We start from the raw sequence: 8,749 nt of genomic DNA on the forward strand, positions 1-8,749 counted from the left end.
CCCGCTGGATCGTCTCGATCGCGATCGCGGCGGTCCTCGTCGTCATCGCCTCGACGGTGACCGGTCGCAACAGCGGCGCCCGCCGCAGCGCGCACCGCTGACGCTCGGCAACCAGCAGCACCACGCCGGAGGCGTGGTCGCGCCCGGCACGGCCCTCCGGGGTCAGTGCTCGGGTCGCGACCACGCCTCCGTCTGCGTGAGGCGGTAGAGGTAGGCCAGCGCCGGCAGCACGACCACCGCCGCGATCCCGACCGCCACGAGCAGCGCCTGCAGGGTCGCGTCCGCGCCGGCCGCGTCGGCGATGGTCACCTCGTCGACCAGCAGCCACGGGTACTGCCCGACGCCCCAGCCCGACACCACCGCCGCGACCGCGGCCACCGCCGTCAGCCGCGCCAGGCCGAACCGCCGCCGCCACAGCAGCACCAGCGTCGCGACACCGGCGACCGCCGAGGCCACCACCAGCGGCGCCGCCTGCGTCTCCAGCCCGTCGGCCAGCGTCGGGGCGTCCAGCTCGAGCGGCACCAGCGCCGCGAGCACGATCCCGCCGGTCACCATCCCGACCCCGATCGTGCGCCGGCGCAGCTGCTCCGCGAGCCGCTCCTGGCCGCCCCGGGCCGCGTCGGCGGTCAGGAAGCAGCCCGCGAGGAACGCGCACGTGCCGACCGCGATCACCCCGCCGAACGCCGAGGTCGGGTTCAGCCACGAGGTCCACAGGTCGCCGCGGCCCTCCGCCGGGACCCGCCCCGAGGCGATCGCGCCGGCCACGGTCCCGAAGAAGAACGGCGTCACCACCGACGAGGTCGCGAAGACCGCGCCGAACAGGCGCGCCTGCGCCAGGGACGCGGCGTACTTGCGGAAGGCGAAGCTGGCCCCACGCAGCACGATCCCGAGCAGCGCGAGCAGCAGCGGCAGGATGAGCGTCGACATGGCCGAGGCGAACGACTCGGGGAACGCCGTCCACCAAGTCACCAGCACGTAGACCAGCCACACGTGGTTGGCCTCCCACACCGGTCCGATGCTGTGGTCGACCAGCGTGCGCAGCTCCGCCCCCTTGCGGCTCCCGCCCGCGGTGAGGTCGTAGAAGCCGGAGCCGAAGTCGGCGCCGCCGAAGAGCGCGTACGCCAGCACGCCGACGAACAGCGCGGCCGCCACCGCCGTCTCGAGCATCAGCGCACCGTCCCCATCGAGGTGGTGCCGCTGTCCTCGGAGCCGGCGGGGTCGGGCGCGTACGGGCTCGGCAGGTCGGCCTCGCCCGCCCGCCAGCGCCGCGCCATCGACCGCAGCACGACGATCGCCCCGATGGTCATCGCCGTGTAGACGACGGTGGTCGCGCCGAGCAGCCACCACAACCCCGGGTTGTCGCCGGCCGCCTCGGGCGTGCGCATGACGTCCTGGACGATCCACGGCTGCCGGCCGACCTCGGTGGCGATCCAGCCCGCCTCCATCGCGACGATCGACAGCACGCCGCCGGTGGCCATGAACCTCAGGAACCACCGGTGGTCGGTCAGCTCGCGACCGCGCCAGCGCATGACCCAGTAGACGACCGCGACGAGCGCGAGCAGCGTGCCGATCCCGACCATGACCTGGAAGGACAGGTGGGTGATGTTGACCGGCGGGTGGGTGTCGGCGGGGAACTCGTCGAGGCCGATGACCGGCTCGGTGAACGAGTTCCGCGCGATCAGCGACCCGAGGTAGGGGATGTCGAGCGCGTAGCGCACCTCCCCGTCGATGAGCACGCCGCCGAGCCGCAGCGGCGAGGGGCTCTCGGTCTCGGTCGCCAGCTCGAACGCCGCCAGCTTGGCCGGCTGCCACTCCGCCAGCCGCCCGCCGAGCAGGTGGCCCACGAACGGCTGGAGCACGGCCGAGACGCTCGCGAACGCCATCGCCACGGTGAAGCCGAGCCGGTGGCGGGCGTCGCGGCGCCCGCGCAGCATGCCGACGGCGTACACGGCGGCGATGGCGAAGCCGGCGACCATGTACGCCGCCAGCCACATGTGCAGGAACTGCCAGAACGCCGCGGGATTGAACAGCACCGCCCACGGCTCGATGTCGGTGACCTCGCCGTCGACGATGCGGAAGCCGGTGGGGACGTTCATCCAGGCGTTGACCGCGATGACGCAGTAGGTGCCCACGACACCGGTGACCGCCATCGGGACCACCATCAGCAGGTGCTGCTTGGGCGGCATCCGGCCCCAGCCGTAGAGGTAGATGCCCAGGAAGATCGCCTCGAGGAAGAACGCGAGCCCCTCGAAGGCGAACGGGAGGCCGAGGACGTCGCCGAAGGTGCCCATCAGGCCGGGCCAGAGCAGGCCCATCTCGAAGCTGAGCACCGTGCCCGAGACCGCGCCGATGGCGAAGAGCACCGCGGACACCTTCGCCCAGCGCTGGGCCAGGGTCAGGGCGTGCTCGTTGCCCCGGCGCAGGCCGATGAGGTGCATCGTGAAGATGATCGCGGGGAATGCGACGCCGAAGCAGGCCAGGACGATGTGCCAGCCGAGCGAGAGCGCCATCTGCTGGCGGGCGGGCAGGAGGCCGGCCGGCTCGGCGTCGGCAGCCGCCGAGGTCGCGGCCGCGAGGACGTCCGCCGCGAGGGCAGCGGTCGAGGACAGGAGCACGTCGATGGGCGCCATGCGATCGACGGTAGGCCGGGCGGGGGCGGATTCCGAGGGTTTGTGAAAGTATTCACAAGGTAGGTGCTACGACCATCGGGCGACAGGCCGAGCAACGCCGGGACGTGATTTCTGGGGGTGGTGTGACGGATGATGTCCGGGTGACGACGACCCGACGCCGCCCGCTCCTCCTGGCCCTGGCCGGAGGAACCGCAGCCGTCGCCGGCATCGGCACAGCCGCCCGCACCGGACTGATCGGCGGCGGGGACGACGGACCCGGCGGTGGTCGGCTGCAGCTCAGTGCCGGCGACATGGGCGTGGAGTCCCTGACCCTGCCGCTGGACGACCAGGTCCTCGTCGAGGGCTCGCCCGCCACCGGTGGCCCCGCGGCCCGCCGCGGCACCGGCAAGCTCGCGACCACGACGTACTCCATGGTCGGCTTCACCTGGACGCGCGGCGGCGTCGAGCCCGTCCTCGAGCTCAGCGTGCGCCGCGGGTCGACCTGGGAGCCGTGGCAGCGCGCGCCGCACGCCCACGAGTCGCCCGACCCCGCCGCCAACGCCGACGGCGCGACGACGGGCAGCGACCTGGTCTGGGTCGGGCCGACCGACGGCGTCCGCGTCCGCGTCGTCGGCGAGCGCCCCGCTGACCTCGCGCTGGTGCTGCTGCACCCCACTCCCCTGCCCTCGGACCGCGAGACGCTCGACGACTCCGACGACTCCGAGGTGCTGCCGCTCGCCGCCCCCGCGGGGCGGACGGTCGCCAAGGCCGCCGGCACCTCCGTGCCGCGGCCGGGCATCCGCAACCGGCAGGCGTGGGGCGCCAACGAGAACCTGCGCGACAAGCCGCCGTCGTACATCAGCACCATCCAGCAGGTGCACGTGCACCACACGGTCAACAGCAACAGCTACTCGCGCGAGGAGGTGCCGGCGCTGATCCGCGGGATGTACGCCTACCACACGCAGTCGCTGGGCTGGTCCGACCTCGGCTACAACTTCCTCGTCGACCGCTTCGGCCGGATCTGGATGGGGCGGGCCGGCGGCGCCGCGAAGAACGTCCGCGGCGCCCACACCCTCGGCTTCAACCACAACTCCGCCGGCGTCTCGGTCATCGGCAACTTCGACCAGGTCAAGCCGCCCTCGGCCGTGATCGCCGCGATCGCCCGGGTGGCGGCGTGGAAGCTCGACCAGTACGGACGCGACCCGCTCGGCAGGGTCACGATCACCAGCGAGGGCAGCGACAAGTTCCGCTCCGGCCGCTCGGTGACGCTGCCGGTCATCGACGGCCACCGCGACACCAACGACACCTCCTGCCCGGGATCGAACCTGTACGCCGCGCTGCCGGCGATCCGCCAGAGGACCAGGAAGCGGATCGACAACTTCCGCACCCGCGAGGTCGCGGTCGCGATCACCGCACCGTTCACCGCCGCCGGTCGGGTCGTCTTCGGCAAGAAGATCAGCGTGCGGCCCGGGACCTGGACCCCGCCCGAGGCGACCCCCACCTACACCTGGCTGCGCGACGGCGAGCCGATCGGCAAGGCGCGCGGCTCGGACTACACCATCCGTCGAGCCGACGTGGGCTCGCGGATCTCCGTCCGCGTCGAGGTGGCTGCGCCCGGCGCCGCGACCGCCTCGCAGACCGTCTCCTGGCCCATGCCCGGGCGGGCCGGGGTCGACCTCACCGTCCGCGCGTCCGGTCGCAAGGGCCGCGCGCTCGTCACCGTCGTCGCCGCCGCGCCCGGCCTCCCCTCGGGCCACCCCGACGGCGAGGTCGTCGTCAAGGTCGCCGGCACGACCGTGACGATGACGCTCCGCGACGGCCGCGCCGAGCGGCTCGTGCGCGGGCTCCGCCCCGGCACCCACCACGTCCGCGCCGTCTTCCAGCCCACGGCCCGCGCCGCCAAGGCCGTCGCCACCGACACCGTCCGGGTCAAGCCGGTCGACTGACCGACGGGTCCCGGACGGCACACCCCAGCGGTGCGCCGCAGGCCGTCAGCCGGGCCGGTACAGCCAGACGTCGGTCGACCACACGTCGGCGGCCGACCGTCGACCCGGCGAGGGATCGTCTCCCCAGTCGGCGCCGCCGTGGACGAGCAGCACGTCGTCGGCCCAGACCGCGGAGCCGGGCTCGGCGGGCGCGCCGGCCGGCCGGGACAGCCGGGTCCAGGTCTCCCGCGCGTCGTCGTACACCCAGCCGCCGGAGGCGACCAGCCGGCCGCCGACCGCGCTGACCCGCCACGCCGTGTCGTCCGTCCAGTCCTCGGGCGGCGCGCCGGGCAGCCGTGACCAGCGACCCGTGGCGGGGTCGAGGCGACCGCCGTACGGGATGGTCCGGCCGAAGCCGTTCACCTCGCCGCCGTCGGCGCCGCCGAGCGTCGCGTCCACCAGGCGGGTCCCCGACCAGGACCAGTGCCATCCGCCGAGCTGGTCCGATCCCGGCAACGTCCGCCATCCGTCGGCGCCGGGCTCGAGGAGGGCCGCCTGGACGAGCGCCGGGTCCGCCGGCTGCCCGTCCGCCCCGATCCGCCTGGCGGTGAGCACCAGGCCCGCGTCGGTCGGCACGATCGTGCGGTCGAAGGCGGGCGCGAGCGGGTCCTCCGGCAGCTCGGACCACCTCCCGGTCCGCGTGTGCAGGACGCGGTCGGGCACCCGGCCCTCCTCGTCGGTGCCGGACACGACGAGCAGCCGATCCGCGTCCGCTGCGAGGGCGGCCCAGTCGTTCCGCCCGGGCACCGACACCTCGTCCCAGGTGTCGTCGGCGGAGCGCCAGACGAGCAGCACGCCGTCGACCAGGACGTACAGGTCCTCGCCCACCACGACCCGGGAGGACGACGGCAGCACCGGGCGCGGTGCGTCCTGGATGCGCCGCCAGGTGCCCGACGGGAGGTCGTACGCGGCGCCGTCCCGCTCGGGCTCTCGCGCGTAGGAGCAGTCGGCCATCGGCGGGCAGGGCTGCCCCGCATTTCCGCCGACCAGGACCACCTCGTCGCCGACGTGCGCCACGACCGTGCCCTCGCGCGGCGACAGCGGCGCCCGTCCCACCCGCTCCCAGTCCCCGGCCCCTGCACCGGACGGCGCCGGCCCCTCGCCCTCCTGCTCACCGCACCCCACCAGGACGGTCGCGAGCAGGACGAGGGCGAGGAGGACCGGACGCACGGTGGTACGACGCTGCGCCGGCCGCTCGGGTTCCGTCGGGGTCGTGTCCCGGCTCGGCCGCCCTCAGGTACGAGCGGCCTTCCGGGCGGCCTTCTGCGGCTTCCGGGGCCGCGGGCGGACGACCAGGACCGGGCACGGCGCATAGTGCTGCACCCGCTGCGCAGTGCTGCCGATCAACACGCTCTCGCTGATCCCACGGCCGCCGGAGGCGACGACCACCAGCCCGGCGTCGTACTGCTTGGCCACCTTGATGATCTCGTTGGCCGGCGAGCCGGACCGCACCCGCTTGTGCACCTTCGGCCCCCACCCGTCGAACTCCGCGGCGACGGTCGCGACGGCGCTCTCGGCGGCGGCGCGGAAGGACAGGGTGTCCCAGGACGCCTGCTGCTTGCTGTCGGAGAGCTCGTCGGCGAAGGCGACAGCGGCCAACGGACGGACGACCGCCACGACCGACACGTCGGTGATCCGTGCCGGGTCCGCGAAGGACTTCAGGTGCCGCGCGGCGGCCAGGGACTGCTTGGACCCGTCGGTGGCGACGATGACGTGCATCAGTGGTTCCCCAACCTGTCGGAGGGATCGGCCGAGCCGGAGGGCCCGGCGGACCTGGACCTGCGGCCGAAGGCCAGCTCCACCACGTAGAGCACCCCACCCACGGCGAGCAGCGCGGCGCACCAGAGCAGCGACGCCGGGTCGTCGTCGATCACGTAGTAGAGGATCGCGAGGTTGCCGAGCAGACCCAGCACGAGCAGAGGGGTGTTGGCGCGGAAGGCGCGCTCGTCCTCGTCGCGGCCGCGCAGCTTCAGGCAGGTCCCGATGACGAGCGCGTAGATCGCGAGGAGGAAGACCACCGTCACGAGCGCCAGCCGGTTGACGAGGTCGAGGTTGCCGCCGGCCTCGAGGACGAGCGTGCCGGTGACGAGCAGGGTGCCGACGACCAGGCCGCTGAAGAGCAGGCCCACCCACGGGCTGCGCCGGGTCGGGTGCACCTTGGCGAAGACCCCGGGGACCACGTCCTCGTGGGCCATGCCGTAGAGGATGCGGGGCTGCGTGACCAGGGTGACCAGGGTGGTGTTGGTGATCGCGACCAGGGCGATGATCGTGAACACGGTCGTCATGACGTCGGTGGAGAACGGCAGGATGCCCTGCTTCACGACCTCGAGCAGGGCCACCTCGGACCCGGCGAGCTGGTCGGTCGGCACGGTCAGCGCCGCCGCCATCGAGACCAGCACGTAGACGACGCCGGCCACGAGCATGCCGCCGACGAGCGAGCGCGGGAACGACTTGTGCGGGTCGATGGTCTCCTCGGCCACGTTGGCGGTGTTCTCGAAGCCCGTCATGGCGAAGAAGGACAGAGCGACCCCGGCCAGGATCGCCAGCGCCGGGTTGCCCGCGACACTGATGTCGGTGAGCGTCCCGAAGTCGGCGTCGCCCTGGGCCACGAAGTAGATCGCAATCCCGATGACGATGATCAACCCGCTGAGCTCGACGAAGGTCATCAGCATGTTCATCACCACCGACTCGGTGATGCCGATGTAGTTGACGAGCACGAGGACGGCGACGAAGACCAGGGAGACCAGCAGCGCCGGCGGCGCCGCCCACAGCTCGCTGAAGTACGACGCGAAGCCCGCCGCCAGCGAGCCGCTGGCGGCGAAGCTGGCCGAGAGGAACGAGACGGTCACCAGGAAGGTGAGCGCCCGGTTGCCGAAGGCCTTCTGCACGTACAGCGAGGACCCCGCGGCCTGGGGGTACTTCGTCACGAGCTCCGCGTAGGCCGACCCGGTGATGGCCGCGACCGAGACCCCCACGGCGAACGCCAGCCAGAACGCCCCGCCCACGGCGGCGGCGACCAGGCCGATGAGCACGTAGATGCCCGAGCCCAGCACGTCGCCGAGCGTGTAGAAGAACAGCTGCCGACCGGTGATGGACCGCTTGAGGCCACCCCCCTCGCCAGCCACGTCGTCGTCGACGGTCGAAGAGCTGTGGGCCACGACTGCGCCTCGAATCAGAAGGAGGTGGTCTGCCGACCTCACTCCCTCGCGGGCGGGTTGTCAACGCCCCTCACCCCGGCGGGCGGTCGCCTGCTGTGGAGAACGGGTTGACGTCGGCGCCAACCTGGCGTTGCCTGGGTCATGCACACGCAAACAGACGCAAACGCACCTTTCGGCACCACTCCGGCACAGAACGGTTCTCGGCATGGACGACTCCACTCGCGGCTCGACGGGTCGGTGCCTCCTCGTCGAGGCAGGGGCGACCGCAGCCCTGGTCGGGCTGTGGGCACTCGCCGTGCCGGCTGTCGGCGGCGCCGTCCCGGCCGGGGGCGCGGCCTTCGACGCCGTGCTGGTCGGAGGCTGCGCCGTCGCCGCGCTCGTCGCGGGCGCCTGGTTGTGGTTGGTGACGACCGTCGTGGTCCGCGAGGCCCTCTGCGGCCGCGTCGCCGGGGCCGCCGACCACGGCGCCCGGGGCGTGCCTCGAGCGGTCCGCGCCGCGGTGCTCGCCGCCTGCGGTGTCGCGCTCGTCGTCCCCGTCGGAGCGGCGTCCGCTGCCGAACCGTCGCACCCCTCGCAAGCGCTCCACGGCTTGCCGATGCCCGACCGGGCCACCTCGACCTCCGCCTGGGGAGCCGCGGCGCTCCGGTCGGCCGCCGCCCCGGCGGCGCACGACGACGGCGCACCGGCGCACGCCGCGCGCACCCACGTCGTACGCACCGGCGACACGCTGTGGTCCCTCGCTGCGGCCGACCTCTCCCCCACCGCGGACGCGGACGACGTGACGCGTCGCTGGCACCGCCTCCACCAGCTCAACCGGGCCGTCATTGGGGACGACCCGGACCTCATCCACCCCGGCCAGCGGCTGCACCTGCCGCCTGCCGCGCACCGAGGAGACCAGTCATGACCACTTCGACGACCGACGACCGCCGCGAGAACGTCCTCACCTTCCCGCGCCCCGTCCTCCCCGCCACCGTCCAGGGCACCCTCGCCCTCGACC

7 protein-coding genes are annotated in these 8,749 nt (G+C 73.4%); 2 read left to right on the forward strand and 5 right to left on the reverse strand.

What is annotated here, in order from left to right; all coding sequences use genetic code 11:
• Positions 1-162 precede the first annotated feature (162 nt).
• Entirely contained in the window at positions 163-1,167 is a 1,005-nt protein-coding gene (locus G6553_RS15925; protein ID WP_166195101.1) for a cytochrome d ubiquinol oxidase subunit II, read from the reverse strand.
• Positions 1,167-2,630 (reverse strand): cytochrome ubiquinol oxidase subunit I, encoded by a 1,464-nt coding sequence (locus G6553_RS15930; protein ID WP_207619863.1) that lies wholly within the window; start codon positions 2,628-2,630, stop codon positions 1,167-1,169. The genes G6553_RS15925 and G6553_RS15930 overlap by 1 nt, the downstream gene beginning before the upstream one ends.
• 140 nt (positions 2,631-2,770) lie before the next feature.
• Here G6553_RS15930 and G6553_RS15935 point away from each other — a divergent pair, with 140 nt between their 5' ends.
• The gene (locus G6553_RS15935) at positions 2,771-4,555 is read left to right on the forward strand and encodes an N-acetylmuramoyl-L-alanine amidase (protein WP_166195104.1); all 1,785 of its coding nucleotides are present in this window, start codon (positions 2,771-2,773) and stop codon (positions 4,553-4,555) included.
• A 45-nt stretch (positions 4,556-4,600) separates the two neighbouring features.
• Here G6553_RS15935 and G6553_RS15940 read toward each other — a convergent pair whose 3' ends face one another.
• The 3 genes from G6553_RS15940 to G6553_RS15950 all read right to left on the reverse strand — a co-directional run bounded on the left by G6553_RS15940 (position 4,601) and on the right by G6553_RS15950 (position 7,752).
• Positions 4,601-5,764: a hypothetical protein gene (locus G6553_RS15940; protein ID WP_166195107.1), complete on the reverse strand. Its 1,164-nt coding sequence runs from the start codon at positions 5,762-5,764 to the stop codon at positions 4,601-4,603.
• Between the two features lie 63 nt (positions 5,765-5,827).
• Positions 5,828-6,313, reverse strand: a complete 486-nt coding sequence (locus G6553_RS15945; protein ID WP_166195110.1) for a universal stress protein — start codon at positions 6,311-6,313, stop codon at positions 5,828-5,830.
• On the reverse strand, positions 6,313-7,752 hold the full coding sequence (locus tag G6553_RS15950; protein WP_207619864.1) for an APC family permease: 1,440 nt from the start codon (positions 7,750-7,752) through the stop codon (positions 6,313-6,315). Before G6553_RS15950 ends, G6553_RS15945 begins: the two co-directional genes overlap by 1 nt.
• A 205-nt stretch (positions 7,753-7,957) precedes the next feature.
• Here G6553_RS15950 and G6553_RS15955 point away from each other — a divergent pair, with 205 nt between their 5' ends.
• Entirely contained in the window at positions 7,958-8,656 is a 699-nt protein-coding gene (locus tag G6553_RS15955; RefSeq protein ID WP_166195113.1) for a LysM domain-containing protein, read from the forward strand.
• Positions 8,657-8,749: the final 93 nt, after the last annotated feature.

The sequence above is a fragment of the Nocardioides sp. IC4_145 genome (assembly GCF_011250565.1).
GTDB lineage: Bacteria > Actinomycetota > Actinomycetes > Propionibacteriales > Nocardioidaceae > Nocardioides.